The organism is uncultured Flavobacterium sp., assembly GCF_963925185.1.
Lineage (GTDB): Bacteria > Bacteroidota > Bacteroidia > Flavobacteriales > Flavobacteriaceae > Flavobacterium.
In genome coordinates this window covers 102,032-121,543 of the sequence record NZ_CAWURC010000025.1, presented here as the reverse complement: position 1 = coordinate 121,543, position 19,512 = coordinate 102,032, and the positions used below count along the sequence as shown (strand labels likewise).

16 protein-coding genes and 2 tRNA genes are annotated in these 19,512 nt (G+C 34.9%); 6 read left to right on the top strand and 12 right to left on the bottom strand.

Going from position 1 to position 19,512, the window contains the following annotated elements:
* The 3 genes from AABM59_RS05950 to AABM59_RS05940 form a co-directional block, all read right to left on the bottom strand.
* The coding region (locus tag AABM59_RS05950; protein WP_338408062.1) for a hypothetical protein at positions 1-2,898 on the bottom strand (2,898 nt) is incomplete at its 3' end.
* Positions 2,899-2,918: 20 nt separating this feature from the next.
* Positions 2,919-3,455: an RNA methyltransferase gene (locus AABM59_RS05945; RefSeq protein WP_338408061.1), complete on the bottom strand. Its 537-nt coding sequence runs from the start codon at positions 3,453-3,455 to the stop codon at positions 2,919-2,921.
* A gap of 70 nt (positions 3,456-3,525) precedes the next feature.
* The gene (locus tag AABM59_RS05940; RefSeq protein ID WP_338408060.1) at positions 3,526-3,990 is read right to left on the bottom strand and encodes a DUF1573 domain-containing protein; all 465 of its coding nucleotides are present in this window, start codon (positions 3,988-3,990) and stop codon (positions 3,526-3,528) included.
* A gap of 153 nt (positions 3,991-4,143) precedes the next feature.
* Here AABM59_RS05940 and mutS point away from each other — a divergent pair, with 153 nt between their 5' ends.
* From mutS to AABM59_RS05925, 3 genes are all read left to right on the top strand, one after another.
* Complete coding sequence (gene mutS, locus AABM59_RS05935) at positions 4,144-6,780, top strand: DNA mismatch repair protein MutS (RefSeq protein WP_338408059.1); 2,637 nt, start codon at positions 4,144-4,146, stop codon at positions 6,778-6,780.
* 144 nt (positions 6,781-6,924) lie between these two features.
* Positions 6,925-6,997, top strand: a tRNA-Gly gene (locus AABM59_RS05930).
* 68 nt (positions 6,998-7,065) lie between these two features.
* A tRNA-Leu gene (locus AABM59_RS05925) sits at positions 7,066-7,151 on the top strand.
* Between the two features lie 246 nt (positions 7,152-7,397).
* On the opposite strand, the gene AABM59_RS05920 is transcribed toward AABM59_RS05925, so the two are convergent.
* Positions 7,398-7,556, bottom strand: coding sequence for a hypothetical protein (locus AABM59_RS05920; RefSeq protein WP_338408058.1), 159 nt, complete (start codon positions 7,554-7,556; stop codon positions 7,398-7,400).
* A gap of 360 nt (positions 7,557-7,916) precedes the next feature.
* Positions 7,917-9,143 carry a glycosyltransferase N-terminal domain-containing protein gene (locus tag AABM59_RS05915; RefSeq protein WP_338408057.1) on the bottom strand — a complete coding sequence of 409 codons (1,227 nt, stop codon included), beginning with the start codon at positions 9,141-9,143 and terminating at the stop codon, positions 7,917-7,919.
* A gap of 154 nt (positions 9,144-9,297) precedes the next feature.
* Between AABM59_RS05915 and AABM59_RS05910 the strand changes: the two genes are divergently transcribed.
* Together AABM59_RS05910 and galE are read left to right on the top strand one after the other, a co-directional pair.
* A complete protein-coding gene (locus tag AABM59_RS05910) occupies positions 9,298-10,428 on the top strand; it encodes a DegT/DnrJ/EryC1/StrS family aminotransferase (RefSeq protein ID WP_338408056.1) in 1,131 nt (376 codons plus the stop codon).
* 50 nt (positions 10,429-10,478) lie between these two features.
* Entirely contained in the window at positions 10,479-11,492 is a 1,014-nt protein-coding gene (gene galE, locus AABM59_RS05905; RefSeq protein ID WP_338408055.1) for a UDP-glucose 4-epimerase GalE, read from the top strand.
* A gap of 146 nt (positions 11,493-11,638) precedes the next feature.
* Here the strand turns inward: galE and serB are convergent, their stop codons facing one another.
* The 7 genes from serB to AABM59_RS05870 form a co-directional block, all read right to left on the bottom strand.
* Positions 11,639-12,877, bottom strand: coding sequence for a phosphoserine phosphatase SerB (gene serB, locus AABM59_RS05900; RefSeq protein ID WP_338408054.1), 1,239 nt, complete (start codon positions 12,875-12,877; stop codon positions 11,639-11,641).
* Positions 12,878-13,084: 207 nt separating this feature from the next.
* A complete protein-coding gene (gene clpX / locus AABM59_RS05895; protein WP_338408053.1) occupies positions 13,085-14,317 on the bottom strand; it encodes an ATP-dependent Clp protease ATP-binding subunit ClpX in 1,233 nt (410 codons plus the stop codon).
* 69 nt (positions 14,318-14,386) lie between these two features.
* Positions 14,387-15,061 carry an ATP-dependent Clp endopeptidase proteolytic subunit ClpP gene (gene clpP, locus AABM59_RS05890; RefSeq protein WP_338408052.1) on the bottom strand — a complete coding sequence of 225 codons (675 nt, stop codon included), beginning with the start codon at positions 15,059-15,061 and terminating at the stop codon, positions 14,387-14,389.
* 82 nt (positions 15,062-15,143) lie between these two features.
* Positions 15,144-16,469 carry a trigger factor gene (locus AABM59_RS05885; protein ID WP_338408051.1) on the bottom strand — a complete coding sequence of 442 codons (1,326 nt, stop codon included), beginning with the start codon at positions 16,467-16,469 and terminating at the stop codon, positions 15,144-15,146.
* A gap of 120 nt (positions 16,470-16,589) precedes the next feature.
* Positions 16,590-16,934 (bottom strand): phage holin family protein, encoded by a 345-nt coding sequence (locus AABM59_RS05880; RefSeq protein ID WP_338408050.1) that lies wholly within the window; start codon positions 16,932-16,934, stop codon positions 16,590-16,592.
* Positions 16,935-17,169: 235 nt separating this feature from the next.
* Positions 17,170-17,931, bottom strand: coding sequence for an alpha/beta fold hydrolase (locus AABM59_RS05875; RefSeq protein WP_338408049.1), 762 nt, complete (start codon positions 17,929-17,931; stop codon positions 17,170-17,172).
* A 60-nt stretch (positions 17,932-17,991) separates the two neighbouring features.
* Positions 17,992-18,705, bottom strand: coding sequence for a pyridoxine 5'-phosphate synthase (locus AABM59_RS05870; protein WP_338408048.1), 714 nt, complete (start codon positions 18,703-18,705; stop codon positions 17,992-17,994).
* Between the two features lie 112 nt (positions 18,706-18,817).
* Here AABM59_RS05870 and AABM59_RS05865 point away from each other — a divergent pair, with 112 nt between their 5' ends.
* Positions 18,818-19,477 carry a CBS domain-containing protein gene (locus AABM59_RS05865; protein WP_338408047.1) on the top strand — a complete coding sequence of 220 codons (660 nt, stop codon included), beginning with the start codon at positions 18,818-18,820 and terminating at the stop codon, positions 19,475-19,477.
* Positions 19,478-19,512 lie beyond the last annotated feature (35 nt).

Genomic DNA, 19,512 nt, shown 5'->3' with positions numbered 1-19,512 from the left:
AATTGTTGTCAACGAAACCGGAACGGCGAAAGCTTCCGGTAAATCATCAACGATAAATTGTATGGTGGTTTCGTCAAAACAGTTTAATGAGGTATTATTGGTTACAACCGCTTTTATGGTTTGTGAAGTTGTTGCAAAAGTAGCAGGAAATGGACTGATGATTGAAGTGCCATTCGCATCTTTCAAAGGATTATTTGCCACATCAAAATAAGCAACAGTAACTGGATAAGTTTGATTTGTTCCTAGCAAAGTTGATTCTAAAGTTGATGTGTTAAAAGTAACTATTCCATCTTGATTGTCATCACATTGCCTTGGAATTATAACCGAATTTGCAAAAGGCAAAGCCTCGACATTTAAAGTAATATAAGGACCTAAACCAACGCAAGAATTATCAATACTGCTTTCTACTCTGACCCAAACATCCTGCGAATAGGGATAACCAATATTCCTGTAATTTGAAATATCCTCAATGACATTGAGTTGGGCTAAGGCGTCAGCTTTGTTTCCGTAGTAATTAATAGTGTAGTCTTGAGTTGGAGGAAGTTGGTCTAGTATTGTTGCTTTTGTCCAAGAAAAATCAAAAGTTGCAATTCCATCCCTATTGTCATTATTGACATTATTGCTTCCGTTAGTATCTAAAAAATCATCGCAAACCGGAGATGTCATGATTTTATATGAAGGAAGAAGATTAGTAGTTGGAACTTTTAATGTTAATTTGGCAACGCTAAAACAACCGGTAGTTTTATTAGCGACTCTTGACCAAACATACATGTTAGAGGGAGTTGTGTTTTCGAAAGCCAAATCATTGAAAATCAAGTCAGTTGAAAGTCCACTATTTGCGCCTGATTGTGAAGTGTAATAAGTAAAATTTTCATTCGTATAATTTGCCGAAATTTCATTATTTTTTATTTTTAAATTAAAAAGAGTCTTTCCATCTGGAATCAAGTCGCTATCACATTGAACAATGGTAACATCGTTGACAACAGGCAATGGATTTACAGTCACTATGATTTCCGATCTTGGTCCTTCGCATCCAGTAGCTGTAAGGGTTTGACTTACATAGTATTTTGTTGTGCCAACTGTTGCTGTCAATGGAGTTGGACTTATTGCACTTGAGCTTCCGCCGGTTGGTGATAAATACCAATTTAAAGTACAGTTGGCATCTATAGTTGCTAACAGAGGAATTGCAGTTTCATTATTACAATAGGCAATATTACTTACTATTGGAGCAATTGGTAATGGATTCACAGTTACAGCAATTTCAGATCTTGGCCCTTCACAGCCAGTGGCAGTAATGGTTTGGCTTACGTAATATTTTGTTGTATTTACAATTGTAGTAGAAGGCGTTTGACTTGTTGCGCTTGGCGTGCCTCCTGTAGCTGAGGTGTACCAATTAAGAGTACAATTTGCTGTTGCTATAGCTGTTAAAGGAACAGCTGTTTCATTATTACAATAGCTTATATTGCTCACAATTGGTGCTGTAGGTAATGGGTTTACAGTCACTATTATTGCAGCTCGCGGACCTTCACAGTTAGTTATTGTATTCGTTTGACTTACATAATAAGATGTAGAGCCTGAAACGGTTGTTGTTGGCGTAGGACTAGTCGCCGAAGCTACTCCTCCTATTGGCAAAGTGTACCAATTTAGAGTGCAATTAGTTGAAGGAATTGCAGCCAAAGGAATTGTATTTCCATTAAGACAATATAAAACTGGGCTTGCAGAAGAAATTGCAATTTGAGGTAAATTAGGTAAGTTAACTATAGTGGCCGTTATCCCAGTTCTTGGTCCATTTGGGCAACTCCCATTTGATGCATCAACATAAAAAGTTGTTGTGATTGTAAGATTTGGCGTTGTAAAGGAATTTCCTGTATATAAAGGTGTTCCTCCGGTACTATTTGTGTACCAATCTAAATTCCCATTAGATGCAGTCGCTTGGAGAGTTAGAACTCCAGGACCGCATATAGAACTTGGGGTAGTACTGGTTATTTTAGGAATGGTTATTGTTGTGCTCGCCGAAATTTGAATATTGTCAACATCGCCAGTTATCATTCCACCAAATTCTACAATATAGCCTTGAGGATAATAAGCACTTCCCGGGTTTGTGTCGCCAGTATTAGGCAAGTCATTCCAAGAACCTTTAGGTCCCACTCCATATGTAATATGAGCATAGTCTTCATTACCTGCGTTATTAGGTTCTCCGTTATTCCAATTTGTATATGTCATAACTGTTCCGGCTTCAGGACCAGTTACCCATTTCCAAGTACCTTCCACTGCTGCGTCACTCCCACCTATCCATCCTGCTCCTGGCGCCTGTGCTCCAGCTAATTGAGCTTCATCTGCAGCTGTTAAGGTGGCTAAATAACCCTGCAATCCATAATAGTTTAACGCGGCGGCAGCATCTCTTGCTGCAGTCCATGTTATTCCCGGAGAACTAACATATTCATAAAAATGTTTATTCCTTGGCAAATAACTGAGTTGACCTGTACCTAGGCTAATAGAAAAAGTTCTAGTTCCTGATGGTGCACTTGAACTATTACTAAACATTACATTTTTAATTGCAGCTTCAAAATCTGCATAGGGAAGTTTGCTTGTACTAAATAACTGTAATTTCCCTTCAGATGCACTCCAGCTATAAAGAATACCTGGATTTGTTCCTGTAAGTGATAATAAATCTTGCCCAAATACATAACCCGAAGAAATTTGAATATTTACAACATCAGTAGTCGGTTCAAGTGGATCGAATGAGATACTTACGGTCTCTACAATAGGCAAAGATGTCCCAGAACAATAAGTTTGATTTCCCGTAGCTGTGATTTTAGGTGGATCAATTGCATAAATTGTTTTAGGAATGAAAATCAGTAAAAACAAAATTATTTTAAAAAAAACATAATTTTTCATTCCATAAAAGTATTAATTTTTTATTTAGACCAATTCATTTTTTTGAATAAATCCCATACCAAAATCCCTGCGCTTACTGAAATATTTAAAGAATGTTTAGTTCCCAATTGCGGAATTTCAATACAGCCATCACAAATTGCAACTGCTTCTTGTGAAACTCCAAATACTTCGTTGCCAAAAACCAAAGCATATTTCTGGTCCTTCTCGACTTTGAAATCCTGGAGAAAAATAGCGCTTTCTACTTGTTCAATGGCAAGTACGGTAACATTCTCGGCTTTTAAATTTTCGATAACTTCGAGAACATTTTCTTTGTGTTCCCAGTCGACGGTTTCAGTTGCACCGAGGGCTGTTTTATGAATTTCCTTGTTGGGTGGAGTTGCGGTTATTCCGCACAGATATATTTTCTCGATTAAAAAAGCGTCGGCAGTTCTAAAGACCGAACCAATATTATTTAAACTTCGAATATCATCTAAAATAATGATAATTGGTGTTTTTTCCGATTCTTTAAAATCTGCAATTGATTTTCGATTGAGTTCGCTATTCTCTAATTTTCGCATAGTATTGGTAATAAATTATAAAAAAGGCTTCCTAGTTTTAGGAAGCCTTTGGATTATTTTTTAAATAAATTTAGCTTTTCGTAGTGGGATCTGGTAAAACAGTTCCTTTTATGGTAAGCACTTTGGTAGGCGTTCCTTCAGCATTTGATGTTACAGTTACTGTTTTTGTAAATGCTCCAACTCTATCCGTTGCATATTTTACTCCAATAATCCCTTTTGCTCCAGGCGCAATTGGTTCTTTTGGAGAAGTAGGAACAGTACATCCACAAGATCCCGAGGTGTTTGTTATAATTAATGCTTTTTTTCCGTTATTAGTAAAAACAAATTCACGTTTTCCGTCTGCATTGTGGGCAACCGTACCGTAATCAATAGTTTCTGTGTCAAAAATCATTCCGGCACCTTCCACTTTTGGAGTTACAACTGCTGCTGTTTTTGCGGGTGCTTTTTTTGTAGATTTTGTTATTTTTGCGGTTTCTTGTGCATTAGAAAAAGTAAATGCCAAAAGAGCTATTGAAAGTGTAATTATTTTTTTCATCTTTATTTTTTTTTTAAAATTAAAAGACAAATTTATGTAAAAAATCGAAAATACATCTTAAATTTTCCTTAAAAATGTTTTAAATTTCCCTAACGTTAAATATTCCCCATAAAATATTTAAATTCGCTATCTATTAAATTTAAAAAACACATTTTGTCATCTAAAGAAAAATTGGTTAAGGAAACGCCTTTAATGAAGCAATATAATGAAATCAAGAGAAAATATCCTGATGCCTGTTTGTTGTTTAGAGTGGGGGATTTTTATGAAACATTTGGAGAAGATGCTGTTCGTGCTTCAAAAATTCTAGGGATAACACTTACTAAGCGCGGAGCGGGTTCTGCGACTGAAACTGCTTTAGCCGGTTTCCCACATCATTCTATAAACACCTATTTACCAAAACTGGTAAAAGCAGGACTTCGAGTGGCGATTTGTGACCAACTTGAAGATCCAAAATTGACAAAAACAATCGTTAAACGTGGCGTGACTGAACTTGTGACACCTGGAGTTTCTATGAATGACGAAGTTTTGCAATCGAAGACAAACAACTTTCTGGCCGCTATTTATTTTGCCAATAAATCAATAGGCATATCATTTTTGGATATTTCTACAGGTGAATTTCTCACCTCTCAAGGCAATGCGGAATATATTGACAAATTGCTTCAAAATTTTAATCCAAGTGAAGTATTGATTCCAAAAAATAACAAAAATGATTTCCGGGAAACTTTTGGCGAGGATTATCACAGCTTTTATCTGGAAGATTGGATTTACAAGGAAGATTATGCATTCGAAATCCTGACCAAACATTTTCAAACGGTGTCCCTAAAAGGTTTTGGAATTGAAGAATTGAAGGAAGGAGTTATTGCTTCGGGAGCCATTTTATATTATTTATCCGAAACCCAGCACAATAGAGTGCAACACATTACCACCATTCAGCGCATTGCCGAAGACGAGTATGTTTGGATGGATCGTTTTACGATTCGGAATCTGGAATTATACCATAGTTATAACCCAAATGCAGTCACTCTCTTAGATGTTATTGACAAAACGCTTTCGCCAATGGGCGGTCGTTTATTGAAAAGATGGTTGGCTTTGCCTTTGAAAGACGCAACTAAAATTAGAAATCGCCATCAAGTGGTTTCCTATCTCAAAGACAATCTGGAAGTTCTGAAACGGATTCAACACCAAATCAAACAAATTTCAGATTTAGAACGTTTGATTTCGAAAATTGCAGCGGGAAAAGTTTCTCCACGTGAAATCGTTTATCTGAAAGAATCCTTGGATGCAATTATTCCAATAAAAAATTTGGCATTAGAAAGTCCGCAAGAAGCCGTGAAAATTATTGGCGACAGCCTACACAGTTGTGATTTATTGCGCGAGAAAATAAAAATCACCTTAAATCAAGATGCACCCGTGGCTATTGCCAAAGGAAATGCTATTGCCAAAGGCATCAACGAAGAATTAGATGATTTACGAGCAATTTCAACCTCAGGAAAAGAATTTTTAGAAGGAATTGAAAAACGAGAATCGCAATTAACTGGAATTTCATCTTTGAAAATCTCCTTTAATAACGTCTTTGGATATTATATCGAAGTTCGAAATACACACAAAGATAAAGTACCATCAGAATGGATTCGCAAGCAAACCTTGGTCAATGCGGAGCGCTATATCACTGAAGAATTAAAGGAATATGAAACTAAAATCCTTGGTGCCGAAGAGAAAATCCATAAAATAGAATCCGAATTATTTGAACAATTAGTGAGTTGGATTTCGACGTATATAAAACCAGTTCAAATGAATGCTAACCTAGTAGCGCAATTGGATTGTTTGTGTTCTTTCACGCAATTGGCTATCGAAAATAAATATGTTTGTCCAGAATTAGACGAAACTTTCGAGCTTGAAATCAAAAATGGAAGACATCCGGTTATCGAAAAACAATTGCCCGTTGGAATGCCTTATATAGCGAATGATGTTTTCTTGGATAGAGAAACCCAACAATTGATTATGATTACTGGACCAAATATGTCCGGAAAATCAGCTATTTTGCGTCAAACTGCCTTGATTGTTCTACTGGCTCAAATGGGCGGTTTTGTTCCCGCAGAGAGCGTGAGAATGGGAATTGTAGATAAAATATTTACCAGAGTTGGAGCAAGCGACAATATTTCGATGGGAGAATCTACTTTTATGGTCGAAATGAACGAAACAGCTTCCATTTTGAATAATATTTCCAGTAGAAGCTTGGTATTGTTGGATGAAATCGGTAGAGGAACTAGTACTTATGATGGAATTTCGATAGCTTGGGCAATAGCTGAGTTTTTACATGAACATCCTTCAAAACCCAAAACATTATTTGCCACACATTACCACGAATTAAATGAAATGAGCGAATCTTTGCCCAGAATCCAGAATTACAATGTTTCTGTCAAAGAGCTGAAAGACACGGTGCTTTTTATTCGGAAATTAGTAAAAGGAGGAAGTGCACATAGTTTTGGAATACACGTAGCAAAAATGGCAGGAATGCCTCAAATAGTAATTTTAAAAGCTCAAAAAATATTAAAAAAACTGGAAAAGGATCATTCAAGCGAAGTGTTGAATGGGATTAAATCAAATAAAGACGGCTCGAGCCTGAAAGGCGAACTGGCTCATGAAATACAAATGAGTTTTTTTAATCTTGACGATCCATTATTAGAGGAAATAAAGGACGAGATTTTGAACCTGGACATCAACACCATCACACCGATGGAAGCTTTGATGAAACTTAACGAAATAAAAAGAATGCTAACCAAAAAATAACTCTGTTTGCTTTAAAGTTTAGGTTATCAGAAGGTTACATTCCGTCTATTTATTTTTGCAAAAAACACTTGTTTAATTGAATTAATGTATTAAATTTGCATCCGCAATACGGTATAAGTATTGCGTTCTTTTAAGATTGAAAATGCGAAAATAGCTCAGTTGGTAGAGCGCGACCTTGCCAAGGTCGAGGTCGCGGGTTCGAGCCCCGTTTTTCGCTCGAAACCAAACTGCTGAACGGAGTTATATTTAATTTTCATAAATTAGATGAACATCAAAAAGCAAAATGCTCGGATGGTGAAATTGGTAGACACGCTGGACTTAAAATCCAGTGAACAGCAATGTTCGTGCGGGTTCAAGTCCCGCTCTGAGTACTAGAAAATGCCGTAAAGAATTAATTTTTAATTCTTTACGGTTTTTTTTATTATATACAAAAGAACGATTTTATATTACTACAGTTCTAACTTGAAATTAAAAAAAATAATTTCAATCAACAAAAAGCCACGACATTTTACACTGCCCTCAAAATAATATTTAAAAAAATACTCAAATTTTTCAGGATAAGCAAAAAAAAAGCCACGCTAAACGTGGCATAATTTTTTGATTGTAATTTTTACAAATTACTCAGCTACAGCAGCAGAGTCAACAGCTACAGCAGCAGTGTCAACAGCTACAGCAGTAGTGTCAGCAGCAACTTCTTCTACAGCAGCTTCAGTTTTCTTACAAGAAACTACAGTCAACATAGCAACAACGGCTAAACTTAAAAATACTTTTTTCATCTTACTTTATTATAAAGGTTAATTATTAATTCGGGGCAAAGATATAAATTTTTTAATAGGTAAAATATTTTTTTATATTTATTTTAAAAAATATTATTCTTTTTCAACATTCTATTTCATTCCGAATTTCATACCTGAAAATAAATCATAATAAATATTCAATATATAAACCAAAAATTGAGTCATAGCATATCTTTAGCAATACTTATTTATGTAAAAAAAATTGGATCGTGGCAAGGTTATGAGCGATTATCTACTATTAAAATTTTAATTTTATAATCCAATTATACGGTTAAATTCGTTTTCCATGTACTTAAATTAAAACTATTAGGAGGCGCGAAATTACCATAGTTTAATTTACTAAATGCTCTTCATAATAACATTAGTTGCCCCTTTATTCATTTGTACAAAAGTGCTACAAATATGTCCCTTTTCTTGTCGGATATCATCGTTGTGCATCAAATTAGAAAAGGCATCAAAAAGTTCGTTTTTGTTTGAAATAGAAACACACCCCCCCATATTTACTAAAGCAATTGCTTCGGAAAAATGAGAAAAGTTGGGTCCAACAACAATTGGAACACTAAAAGTAGCTGGCTCCAAAATATTGTGAATGCCTGGATTCCCAAAACCTCCACCAACATAGGCAATATCGGCATAACTATATATTTTTGTTAAAATTCCAATAGCATCAATTATAAAAACATCGAAATCAGCAAGGTTTTTATTTTCTTTTTCTGAGAACAAGACTGATTTTTTTGAAATAGAATTTTTTAATTTCTGAATTTGTTCGGTCTTGATATTGTGTGGGGCGATGATAAATTTAATCTTTTTAGTGGTTTTATTAATAAAATCAACTAGCAAACTTTCGTCTATTGGCCAAGAACTTCCAACAACAATTGTCAACGTGTCATTTTTGAAATTCGAAATAAAATCCAAAGAATTGTCATTTTCTAAAATTGACACAACCCTATCAAAACGAGTATCGCCGGAAACAGCAACGTTGGTTTTACCTATTTGACGCAATAAGTTTTTCGAACTTTCATTTTGTACAAAAAAACAGGTAAAAGTGCTCAGGGCTTTTCTATAAAACCCTCCATACCATTTAAAAAACATTTGGTTTTCCCTAAAAACCCCCGAAATCAAATAAGTTGGAATTTCAAGTATTCGTAATTCGTTCAAATAATTAGGCCAATATTCATATTTGATAAAGAAAACCATATCGGGATGAACCAATGCTAAAAATTGTTTTACATTTTTTTTAGTGTCCAAAGGCAAATAAACCGTGACATCAGCAACTGTATTGTCTATTCGAACTTCATAACCCGAAGGCGAGAAAAACGTGAGCACGATTTTATGATTTGGATATTTGGTTTTTATCTTTTCTATAACAGGCAATCCTTGCTCATACTCTCCAAGTGAAGCGGCGTGAAACCATATGGTTTTGTCAGAGGTAATTATTTTTTCTGTCAAAGTTGAAAAAACAAGTTTCCGCCCATCTACAAAAAGTTTAATTTTTGAACTGAAAAGCGCCAGGATTTTTAATAAAAAATCAACGGTTTGAACAATTAGATTATAGAGAAAAAGCATATCGATAAATTTCTGTGGCTAAAATACGTTTTCTTTTAATTATCTGTAAAATCATTCTGCTAAAATCCCTATTTTTGTTCTAAATTTAAAAACTTAGTAAACTTTGCTTTGCGCTTTGCAAACTTTGAAATTGAAGAAATTAAACAAAGAATAAATGAGAAAAATCCAAATGGTTGACTTAAAAAGTCAGTATGAAAAAATAAAAAATACCGTAAATACCTCAATTCAAGAAGTCCTTGATACCAATGCTTACATCAATGGACCACAAGTTCACCTATTTCAAAAAAATCTAGAAGAATACCTTGGCGTAAAACACGTAATTCCTTGTGCAAATGGAACCGACGCTTTACAAATAGCAATGATGGGACTAGATTTAAAACCCGGCGATGAAGTAATTACAGCCGATTTTACATTTGCCGCAACTGTTGAAGTAATTGCTCTGCTGCAACTCACGCCGGTTTTGGTTGATGTTGATTTAGTAAATATGAATATCTCAATCGAAGGAATCAAGAAAGCAATTACGCCAAAAACTAAAGCTATTGTTCCAGTACATTTGTTCGGTCGTGCTGCTAATATGGAAGCGATTATGGCTATTGCGGCAGCACACAATCTATTTGTTATAGAAGATAATGCGCAAGCTATTGGTGCCAATTGCAAGTTTTCGGATGGAACCAAAAATAAAGCAGGAACCCTTGGTCACGTTGGATCCACTTCATTTTTTCCTTCTAAAAATTTAGGGTGTTATGGTGACGGAGGTGCAATTTTTACCAATGACGATGTTTTGGCACACAAAATTAGAGGAATTGTAAACCACGGTATGTACGAACGTTATCATCACGATGTTGTTGGAGTGAATTCCCGTTTAGACAGTATTCAAGCGGCGGTTTTAAATGCTAAATTGCCTTTATTAGACCAATACAACGCAGTGCGTCAAAATGCTGCCAGAAAATACACGAAAGCTTTTGAGGGCAATAAAAATATTATCGCGCCAAGTATTTGCGAAATTTGTGACTGTCACGTTTTTCACCAATATACTTTACGTATCATAGATGCAGATAGAGATGGTTTAATGCAACATCTGCTCGATAAAGGAATTCCTTGTGCGATTTATTATCCAATTCCGCTACATTTACAAAAAGCTTATTTGGATTCGCGATATAAGGAGGGAAATTTTTCGGTGACAAATCAATTGGTTAAAGAGGTGATTTCGTTGCCAATGCACACCGAATTGGACGATGAACAAATTAAGTTTATTACCGAAAGCGTTTTGGAATTTTTAAAATAATTTAATTCCGTAGAGATGCACTGCAGTGCATCTCTACCATAAAAATAAATATGAAAATACTAGTAACTGGAGGCTTAGGCTTCATCGGTTCACACACCGTAGTGGAATTGCAAAATCAGGGTTTCGAAGTAGTTATTATAGACAATCTTTCGAACACATCGTTGAAGGTTTTAGACGGAATCACCAATATTACGGGGATAAATACGGTATTCGAAAAGCTGGATTTACGAAACAAGGAAAAAGTGCAGGACTTCTTCAAAAGACATCGTGATATTTTTGGAGTAATTCATTTTGCAGCTTCAAAAGCTGTCGGTGAAAGCGTTGAAAACCCATTATTGTACTACGAAAACAACATCAATACTTTGGTTTATTTACTTCAGGAATTACTGCAACTATCAGAAGCCAATTTCATTTTTAGTTCGTCTTGTACGGTTTACGGCCAAGCCGACAAAATGCCCATTACTGAAGATGCTTCCATTCAACCAGCGATATCGCCTTACGGAAACACCAAACAAATTGGGGAAGAAATAATTACTGATGTTGCCAAAGTAAGCAACATTAATGCAATTTTATTGCGTTATTTCAACCCCATTGGAGCGCATCCATCAGCAGAAATCGGGGAATTACCTATTGGTGTTCCGCAAAATTTAGTGCCTTTTATTACTCAAACTGGATTTGGTTTGCGTCAAGAATTATCCGTTTATGGTAATGATTATCCTACGCCTGATGGAACATGTATACGAGATTACATTCACGTTGTCGATTTGGCGAAAGCTCACGTAATTGCCCTAAAACGGTTATTGGATAAAAAGAATTTATATAAAGTCGAAACCTTCAATCTAGGAACGGGAACTGGAAGTTCTGTACTGGAAGTGATTCACGCTTTCGAAAAAGTAAGCGACCAAAAATTGCCTTATAAAATTGTGGCTCGCAGAGAAGGTGACATTACTTCCGCATACGCCAATACAGATAAAGCAAATAATGTTTTAGGTTGGAAATCAAAATTTACATTAGAACAAGCCATGGAAAGTGCTTGGAAATGGGAACAGAAGATTAGAAATTAGCAATCAATTGCAACCCAAATCAAAAAACATTTTTGGAAGAAATAAAATGAAATAATTTTAAAAGCTTGTTTTGTAATATAAAAAATCCCGTTTGCTTGAGCAAACGGGATTTATTGTTAAAGCTTTAAAAATTTATTTTGCAAAATTTACTCCTCCTGCATCATATCTATATGTCTGTCGTGGTAGCCTAATAAGTATAAAACCCCATCGAGACCAAGGCTAGAAATTGAAGTGGATGCATTTTCTTTTACTTTTGGTTTGGCGTGAAAAGCAATTCCTAAACCTGCCAAGTTCAACATAGGTAAATCATTTGCACCATCTCCCACGGCAATAGTCTGTTTAATATGAATGCCTTCTTTTTCTGCAATTGCTTTTAAGTATTCTGCTTTCTTTGCGCCATCAACAATTTCACCCAAATATTTTCCCGTCAATTTACCATCTTTAATCTCCAATTGATTGGCGTAAACGTAATCAATCCCTAGTTCTTTTTGCAAATAATTCCCAAAATAGGTGAATCCTCCAGATAAAATAGCGGTTTTAAAGCCATAATATTTCAAGGCTTTCATCAAACGATGTGCTCCTTTTGTTATGGGTAAATTTTCAGCAACATTTTTCAACACCTCTTCGCTTAAACCTTCTAGCAAAGCCATCCTTTTTTTAAAACTTTCGCTAAAATCAATTTCACCATTCATTGCAGATTCAGTAATGGCTCTTACTTGCTCTCCTACTCCATTTAATTCAGCCAATTCATCAATTACTTCAGTTTGAATTAAGGTAGAATCCATATCAAAACACACTAAACGTCTGTTTCTTCTAAAAATATTATCTTCTTGAAAAGAGATGTCGACATCTAAATCTCTAGAGACTTCCATAAATCTAGCGGTCATTAACGTTTTGTTTTCTATTTCTCCCGTTACGGATAATTGTATGCAAGAACGAGGATATTCTTCCTTTTCAAGCACCGATGTCCTGCCGGTTAATCGTACAATAGAATCAATATTCAAATTTTGATCTGACATTATTTTGGTCACAGCAGCCAATTGAACAGCGGTCAATGTTTCTCCTAAAATATTGATAATGTAGCGTTGCTTACGTTGTCCTTTTACCCAACTTTCATAATCAGGAATTGAAATTGGAACAAACTTAACGTTGATACCTAATTCATAGGCTTTAAATAATAAATCTTTCAAAACTGCAGCTGAGGAAGAACCTGCTTTTATTTCAAATAAAATTCCTAAAGATAGCGTGTCGTGAATGTCGGCTTGACCAATATCTAAAATAATAGCCCCATAAGTTGCTAATATGGATGTCAAACCAGTTGTTACCCCGGGTTTGTCCTGACCAGAAACTTTTAATAAAATAATCTCTTTATCTTCTATTGTCATTTTTATCTATATTAATTTACGCCGGACAAAACTCGACAATCTATCGCTTATAAAAAAGAATATCCCTTTTTTTTTCACAAAGTGAAAATTATTAAGGTTTGAACTTGGTTGCCTTATTAGTAGAAATTCAGTACTGAATAATCCTTTGCAAAAAAAACCCGACTGGTTTTAAAAACCTGTCGGGTTTGAAACTCTAAAACCAAAAAATTACGACGCGATTTCTAATCGTTTCAATAAATTTCTATTCAAGGTTTCTTTGGCATAATCCACGTCAATTTCTAATGTTTTATCATCAGAACTTGGCAATTCGTACATGGCATCGGTCAGGATGGCTTCGCATAAAGAACGCAATCCACGTGCTCCAAGCTTATATTCCAATGCTTTTTCGACAATGAAATCCAAAGCATCGTCTGTGATATTGAAAACAACTTCATCCATCAAAAACAATTTCTGATATTGTTTTATTAATGCATTTTTAGGTTGCGTCAAAATTGCTCTTAAAGTTTCTCTGTCTAACGGATCCATGTGTGTTAATACTGGTAAACGTCCAATAATTTCTGGAATTAATCCAAAATCTTTGATGTCTTTTGGAATAATATATTGCAATAAATTGTCTTTGTCAATATTATCCGCGTTTTTAGAAGTGGAATAACCAACAGCTTGGCGATTCAATCGTTTTGATATGATTCTCTCGATTCCGTCGAAAGCACCGCCGGCTATAAATAAAATATTTTGGGTATTCACCTCAACAAATTTCTGGTCTGGATGTTTTCTCCCACCTTTTGGCGGAACATTAACCACCGTTCCTTCTAATAATTTTAATAATGCTTGTTGAACACCCTCACCTGAAACATCTCGAGTAATGGATGGATTGTCACTTTTGCGAGCAATTTTGTCGATTTCATCAATGAAAACGATTCCTCTTTCGGCTTTGACAAGATCATAATCAGCGGCTTGTAGTAAACGAGTTAGAATACTTTCTACATCTTCTCCCACATAACCAGCTTCTGTCAAAACTGTCGCATCCACAATTGCCAAGGGAACGTCTAGCATTCTGGCAATAGTTTTAGCAACCAGAGTTTTCCCAGTTCCAGTTTGACCCACCATAATAATGTTGCTTTTTTCAATCTCAACATCGTCGTGTAATTCTTGTTGCATTAAGCGTTTGTAGTGATTGTACACGGCAACGGCCATCACTTTTTTAGTTTGGTCTTGGCCAATAACGTATTGATCAAGAAAAGCCCTGATTTCTTTTGGTTTTTTCAAAACCAAATCAGCAGGCAACTTTGCCTTAGTGTTAGATTTTAATTCTTCTAATACAATTCCGTGAGCTTGCTCGATACATTTATCACAAATGTGCGCATCGATTCCGGCAATCAACAAATTGGTTTCCGGTTTTTTTCTTCCACAGAATGAACATTCTAATTTTTGTTTTGCCATTATTTTGTGTTTAAAGTTTAAAGTTTAAAAGTTACTCTAGCAACCTTAAACTTTAAACTTGGAACTAATTTATCCTCTTCTCAACACTTCATCAATCATTCCGTATTCTTTTGCTTCATCAGCAATCATCCAATAATCGCGTTCACTGTCTTTGTGTACTTTATCGAATGTTTGTCCTGAATGTTGTGAAATAATTTGATATAATTCGTCTTTTAATTTCAACATTTCGCGCAAGTTGATTTCCATATCCGTTGCTACACCTTGTGCTCCGCCTGATGGCTGGTGAATCATTACTCTTGAATGTGGCAATGCCGAACGTTTTCCTGCTGCTCCAGCACACAATAAAACGGCTCCCATAGACGCGGCCATTCCAGTACAAATTGTGGCAACATCTGGTTTAATATATTGCATCGTGTCGTAAATTCCCAATCCCGCGTAAACACTTCCGCCAGGAGAATTCAAGTAAATTTGAATGTCTTTTGAAGCATCGGCACTTTCAAGAAAAAGCAATTGCGCTTGAACGATATTTGCAATTTGATCATCAATTCCTGTTCCTAGAAAAATGATTCTGTCCATCATTAATCTTGAAAAAACGTCTAATTGAGAAATATTCAACTGTCGTTCTTCAATGATATATGGAGTCATATTGGTCGGATTCATTGCCGCCACGATTTTGTCGTAATACATTGCGTTTACACCTTGGTGCTTTGTAGCAAATTTTTTAAATTCTACGCCGTAGTTCATATATTTTTAGTTTAAACATTAAAAAAAGAGCGTCAAAAAAAATTTCTTCCTGACGCTCAAAGATACTAATTTTTTCTAAAATTTACTCCCCATAAGAAGCAGCAATAAATTGCTCATAAGTAACTTTTTTAGTTGTTGGATTTGCTTTTTCTTTGAACAATTCCAATAATTTTTCGGCCACTACTTGATCTGAAAGTTTTTTTACTTCTTCTTGGTTTGCCAAAACTCTTGCTACAATTCCTTGAACTTCTTCTTCAGTAGGATTTGTTTGTCCGAATTGTGCCATTTGCTGACGAATAGATTTAGCAGTGAAGGTTTTCAAATCTTCGAAAGTAATTTTGATATCACTTTGAGCCATTGCTCTACCTTCAATCAATTGAAAACGCAACCCTTTTTCAGATCTAGCGTATTCTGCTTCTGCTTCTGCAGGAGAAAGTTGTTTTTCGCCAACGGTTTGCAACCATTTTTTAAGAAATTCAGCTGGTAAATCGAATTTAGTGTTTTCTATTAAAAACTCAGTTACATCACCTAATAATTTTTGATCTGCCTGTTGAGCGAATTGAGATTCAGCATCTTCTTTAATTTTTGCTTTCAATTCCCCAAGAGAGGCAATAGTTCCTGCTCCAAAAAGTTTGTCGAATAATTCTTGGTTTAATTCTGCCAATTCTGTTGAATTGATGCTTTCGATTGTAAAATCAACATCAACTTCTAAACCGTGAACGTCATCATGTGCTACTTTCATAACGTCCATCAATTGATGATCGTCTTCAAATAATCCTTTCGTATTTACTGTAACCACATCACCTGCTTTTTTACCGATGAATTTATCGGCAGTAGCTTTATCCTTGAAAATATCCAAAGAAATAGTTGTAGGGTTGGCAATTCCTTTTTCTTCGTTTGTAAAAACTCCAGAAATGTCAAAACCTGTAGTAACAACTTCTTGAGGAACGGCTTTTCCAAATTGTTTTTGGATGCGTGCTACCTGACCGTCAATTAATTTATTGTCAGCAGTAACAACATATTTAATTATATTATTTTTTGCTTCAAGATCAAGTTCAAAACTTGGAATCAAACCAATTTCGTATTCAAAAACCAATTCTTCAGCATCCCAAGAAAAGTTTTTATTGATTTTTGCAAGCGGTGTTCCAAGAAGATTTAATCTTTCGGATTGCACAAAACGCTCCAAAGCTAAATCAACCACTTTTTGAACTTCCTCTTGTTTGATGGCTTTGCCATATTGTTTTTCGACAAGATCTTTTGGCACTGCCCCTTTTCTAAAACCTTTAACGGTTGCCAAAGGCATTTTTTCGTTTATCCTTTTTGCTACTTGACCTTTGTAATCCATAGGAACAACCGTCATTACAATTGTTTCGTTTACCGTGTCTAATGCTACTCTTTTAATATCCATTTCTGTCTTTAATTTACGTAATAAAATTGGGTTGCAAAATTATAAAATTTTTACAACCCAAACAAGTTTTTAACCTATTGTATTTTAGTCAATTATTTACTCTTCATTTCTAGGTTTTTCCTATTTATCGTCTCCAACAATTTTATACACAACGGATTGACAAACAGATAGAATTATACTAAAAATTAAAGCTGTCCAAAAGGAATCTACATGAAAACCGCCAACAATGTTTGAACACAAAAGAATAATAATTGCATTGACCACAAATAAAAACAAACCCAAAGTTAAAATAGTGGCAGGTAAAGTTAAAATAACCAGAATAGGTTTGATAAAGACATTGAGTAATCCCAAAACAACTGCAACAATCAAGGATGTTTCAAAGTTTTCGACCATAACGCCTTTCATAAAATATGCAATAAGCAAAACCAAAGCTGATGTAATTAGAATCCTAATAAGTAGTTTCATAAGTTTTTATAATTTAAATTACATAAAAACAACCCTGTCTGGTGTAATTAATTTTTGATCCTGACTTTTCGTTAGTTCGAGTGATTTTTGATGAAAATCGTATTGAGGGCAAGCGAAAATTTATTAAAAACGGTTCTCGATACATTTTTTGTTTCATTTTACTACACAAATAAACACTCGAACTGACGGTTGCGATCATTACACCCAACGGGTTAAAAGTACTAAATATTTAATTTTAACCCAAAAACGAACTTGTTATTTCGTAAAACAGCTTCGGATTTTCGGCATGAAGCCAATGACCCACATTAGGAATGGTTTCAATTCTTGAATTTGGAAAATGGTTTTTAATATTTTCGAAATCCACATCCAAAATATAATTAGAATTTCCGCCACGAATAAAAAGTGTTGGTTTACTGAAAACAGAATTTTCGAAAAGTGGTTTTCCTATTTCTTCTATTTTTTTGTTAAAAACAGTCAAGTTAAATCGAAATGCCAACTGTCCCAGATCCTGCCAATACAAGCTTTTCATCAGAAATTGGCGCGTACCAAAATCAAAAACATATTGCGAAAGAATTTCTTCGACTTCGTTGCGGCTTGGTTTTTTAGAAAAGTCGACTGCATTCAAACCTTCAAGAATACTTTGATGATGTTGTGGATAGAATTTTGGACCAATATCCGCAACTATCAGTTTTTCGACCCTTTTCGGATAAGTTGTTGCAAAAAGCATCGCCGTTTTTCCTCCCATCGAATGCCCGATAATATCAATTTTTTCTAGATTATTGGCCTTGCAATACTCATAAACATCCTGAACCATTATTTCATAACTAAATTCGTTAGAATGTAAACTTCGTCCGTGGTTGCGCAAATCAAGTAAATGAACCTCGAATCCATCAGCAGCGAATTGCGTTCCTAGTGTTTTCCAATTGTCCGACATTCCTAGAAAACCATGTAGAATTAATAGCGGTTTACCTGAGCCTTCTATTTTTGAGTACAACATTTATATTATTTTAACCACGAATTCGAATTTTTGTTCCTCCGTGAATTTCGCATAAAGTTTTTATTTCATTTTTTGCAAATACATATTCACGACATTATCCAATCCTAGATGAATTGCTTCGGAAATGAGTGCGTGACCTATAGAAACTTCGAGCAAACCTGGAATGTTTTGATTAAAAAACTGAATGTTGTCCAGACTCAAATCGTGTCCGGCATTAATTCCGAGATTAAGTTCATTGGCTAAGATTGCCGATTTCAAATAAGGGTCAATACCGTTTTTGTTTCCCAAGCTGTATTCGTGAGCAAAAGCTTCGGTATACAATTCGATTCTTTCAGTTCCAATAATTTTTGCACCTTCAATCATTTCTAGAACTGGATCAACAAAAATGGAGGTTCGAATGCCGTTGCGTTGAAATTCCTGAACAATTTCTGTTAGAAAATCTTTGTGTTTTGTTGTATTCCAACCTGCATTTGAAGTTATTGCATCGAAGGCATCAGGCACTAAAGTGACTTGAGTTGGTTTTATTTCGAGAACAAGATCAATAAAAGTTTTCTCGGGATTGCCCTCGATATTATATTCCGAGTACACGATCGATTTCAAATCACGTGCATCCTGATAACGAATGTGACGTTCATCTGGACGCGGATGAATAGTGATTCCTTGTGCGCCAAATTTTTGAATATCGGTGGCCATTTTTAATAAATCGGGAACATTTCCGCCACGAGCATTACGCAAAGTGGCTATTTTGTTAATATTTACGCTTAACTTTGTCATTGGAATAATTCTTGTGGATAATTACTGAGATTAGAAATGCAAAAATACAAAGTAAAACTAGCCATTATTGCATAATTTTGATTATTTTGCATCAAATATTTTGAAATAATTTATGACAGAAATCACGAACTATATTACTAATGATTTTAAAGCGATTGACAGCCAAGAAAATATTGCGGTTGTTCACGACTTTTTTGACGAATTAACTTTTTCGCATTTTCCGGTAGTTGAAGAGGAAGTATACATTGGAAGTATTGCATCTGAGGATATTGAAACTTTTTCAACCGATAAAAAAATAATTGATTATAGGTATTCTTTCGAAAAATTTTATGCTAGAACAAACATGATTTGGCTAGACGTCTTGGAAATTTTTGCAAAAAATCACACTAATTTAGTTCCTGTATTAGACGAATCTAACAAATATGTTGGCTATTATGAAATATCCAATATTGTGAAATTCTTTCACGAAACCCCTTTTTTACAAGAGACAGGAAGAATTATAATTGTTAAAAAAAGAGTGTTAGATTATTCTATAAGCCAAGTTTCTCAAATTGTGGAAAGCAATAATGGCAAACTACTCGGTTTATTTATCTCGGATTCTGATCCAGAAAATATAGAAGTGACCATCAAATTAAGTTTGGGGCCAATAAACGAAATCATTCAATCCTTTAGAAGATATAATTATGAAATTATATCGGAACATCCAGAAGACAATTATATCAACACATTAAAGAACCGCTCTGATTATTTAGACAAATACCTTAGTATATGAGTCTAATTTATCCCGAAAATTAATGAGATCCTCCA

Bases quoted from the DNA above. Each gene is read 5' to 3' on its own strand.
- AABM59_RS05945 (WP_338408061.1), bottom strand. From the start codon at position 3,455: ATGCGAAAATTAGAGAATAGCGAACTCAATCGAAAATCAATTGCAGAT.
- AABM59_RS05940 (WP_338408060.1), bottom strand. From the start codon at position 3,990: ATGAAAAAAATAATTACACTTTCAATAGCTCTTTTGGCATTTACTTTT.
- AABM59_RS05920 (WP_338408058.1), bottom strand. From the start codon at position 7,556: ATGAAAAAAGTATTTTTAAGTTTAGCCGTTGTTGCTATGTTGACTGTA.
- AABM59_RS05915 (WP_338408057.1), bottom strand. From the start codon at position 9,143: ATGCTTTTTCTCTATAATCTAATTGTTCAAACCGTTGATTTTTTATTA.
- AABM59_RS05910 (WP_338408056.1), top strand. From the start codon at position 9,298: ATGAGAAAAATCCAAATGGTTGACTTAAAAAGTCAGTATGAAAAAATA.
- galE (WP_338408055.1), top strand. From the start codon at position 10,479: ATGAAAATACTAGTAACTGGAGGCTTAGGCTTCATCGGTTCACACACC.
- serB (WP_338408054.1), bottom strand. From the start codon at position 12,877: ATGACAATAGAAGATAAAGAGATTATTTTATTAAAAGTTTCTGGTCAG.
- clpX (WP_338408053.1), bottom strand. From the start codon at position 14,317: ATGGCAAAACAAAAATTAGAATGTTCATTCTGTGGAAGAAAAAAACCG.
- clpP (WP_338408052.1), bottom strand. From the start codon at position 15,061: ATGAACTACGGCGTAGAATTTAAAAAATTTGCTACAAAGCACCAAGGT.
- AABM59_RS05885 (WP_338408051.1), bottom strand. From the start codon at position 16,469: ATGGATATTAAAAGAGTAGCATTAGACACGGTAAACGAAACAATTGTA.
- AABM59_RS05880 (WP_338408050.1), bottom strand. From the start codon at position 16,934: ATGAAACTACTTATTAGGATTCTAATTACATCAGCTTTGGTTTTGCTT.
- AABM59_RS05875 (WP_338408049.1), bottom strand. From the start codon at position 17,931: ATGTTGTACTCAAAAATAGAAGGCTCAGGTAAACCGCTATTAATTCTA.
- AABM59_RS05870 (WP_338408048.1), bottom strand. From the start codon at position 18,705: ATGACAAAGTTAAGCGTAAATATTAACAAAATAGCCACTTTGCGTAAT.
- AABM59_RS05865 (WP_338408047.1), top strand. From the start codon at position 18,818: ATGACAGAAATCACGAACTATATTACTAATGATTTTAAAGCGATTGAC.